Genomic DNA, 1,592 nt, shown 5'->3' with positions numbered 1-1,592 from the left:
ACCGCAAACCCTACCAGACCAAGGACGGCTACATCGGCCTGCTGCCCTATACCGACAAGCAGTGGGACCAGTTCTTCGCCGCCGCCGGGATGGCCGAGACCTTCGGAAAGGACGAGCGCTTTTCCGACTACGCGACGCGCGCCAAGCACATCGGCGAACTCTACGGCCTGGTGGGCGAGGTCACCCAGACCAAGACCACCCAGGAATGGCTGGACCTGCTGAAGCCGCTGTCGATCCCCATCGTCAAGACCGCGCGCCTGGACGACCTGCCCGAGGATCCGCACCTGAAGGCGGTGGGCTTCTTCGAGCGCTACGACCACCCGCACGCAGGGCCCTACAACGCCATGAAGCCGCCGGTGCGGTTCACCGGCTCGCCATCCAACATACGCCGCCACGCGCCAAGGCTCGGCGAGGACACCGCCGAGGTGACGGCTGAGATGGGGTTGAAGGCGGAGTAGCCGGAGAGGGCGGCGCCCTCTCCGGCTCTTACCGATCTAGGGTCTGGACTCAATCGGGATCCACCAAGTGACGGCGGCCGCGAGTAGAACGGCGGATAGAAAGTTGTCAGCTCGCTTGTCGTACCGGGTTGCGATGCGTCGGAAGTCCTTGAGCCTGCAGAACATCCGCTCGATGGCGTTGCGGCTGCGGTAGGCCACCGGATCGTAGCTGTGAGGATGTTTGCGCGTCGGGTTTGGCGGGATCACGGGCTCGCAGCCGTGCTCGACGAGCCAGTCTCGCAGCTTTCGGGCATCGTAGGCCCGATCCGCCAGAAGCTTGCGAGGCGTAGGCACGAGCTTGAGGACCGCGCCCGCGCCCACCAGGTCATGGGTGTTGCCTGCCGTCAGAACGAGAGCCCTGGGCCGTCCAAGCTCGTCGGTCAGCGCGTGGATTTTGGTCGTTCGTCCGCCGCGAGAAGCTCCGATGGCGTTGTCGAAGGCCCCCCTTTTGCGCCGCCCGCCGAGCGGTGCGCCTTGACGTAGGTGGCGTCTATCGCGCCAGTCACGACATCGCTTTTGCCCGTCAGGGCATAGAATATCTCGCTCCAGACCCCCTGGCGGCTCCAGCGGTTAAAGCGATTGTAGACCGTCGTATACGGGCCGTACTCCGGCGGGCAATCGCGCCAGGGCGCCCCAGATCGCAGCATGTGAACGATGCCGCTGACGACCCTGCGGTCGTCTACACGGTGGGCGCCACTGCGCCCTCGCGGAAGGTGCGGTTCAATCGCCGCCCACTCCCCATCAGACAGCCAATAGGCCTGCTTGCGCTTTGACATCCCGGTTTACCTCCCGGAATCCTGGAATCAGAACTCAGCTAACAGCGCAAGCTGATTGAGTACGGACCCTAGAGCCGGATGGCGTCTCTCGAAGCCTGAGTCCGGCTCTACAACTTTGAAATTAGATCTAGGCGTCGTCCCCGGCCTCGACCACGCCGCGCAGGTGGGCCAGCAATTCGTCCCGCTCGGACTGGGTGAAGGCTTGAGCGAGTTCCTGTGTCGCGTCGGCCAGGCTGTACTTGCCGTCGCTGAAGCGCAGCAGGACGCTTTCGAGATAGCGGTCGAGGAGGACGCGGTCGGGGCCGGTGAGGTTCATGGC

The 1,592-nt window shown here is 64.5% G+C and carries 2 protein-coding genes and 1 pseudogene; 1 reads left to right on the top strand and 2 read right to left on the bottom strand.

The features are described from left to right. Nucleotides 1-458: CoA transferase (locus tag Q7J39_RS06515; RefSeq protein WP_304821676.1), on the top strand; the 458-nt coding region annotated here is incomplete at its 5' end. A gap of 120 nt (nt 459-578) precedes the next feature. Here Q7J39_RS06515 and Q7J39_RS06510 read toward each other — a convergent pair. Together Q7J39_RS06510 and Q7J39_RS06505 are read right to left on the bottom strand one after the other, a co-directional pair. After that, a pseudogene (locus Q7J39_RS06510) lies at nt 579-1,273 on the bottom strand (IS5 family transposase); the annotation flags it as partial. A gap of 127 nt (nt 1,274-1,400) precedes the next feature. Continuing rightward, on the bottom strand, nt 1,401-1,592 hold a 192-nt coding region (locus Q7J39_RS06505; protein ID WP_304821670.1), incomplete at its 5' end, for a hypothetical protein.

The organism is Phenylobacterium sp., from assembly GCF_030651185.1.
GTDB lineage: Bacteria > Pseudomonadota > Alphaproteobacteria > Caulobacterales > Caulobacteraceae > Phenylobacterium.
Note: the sequence above shows the minus strand (reverse complement) of the source record. Positions and strands in the feature narration are given on the sequence as shown.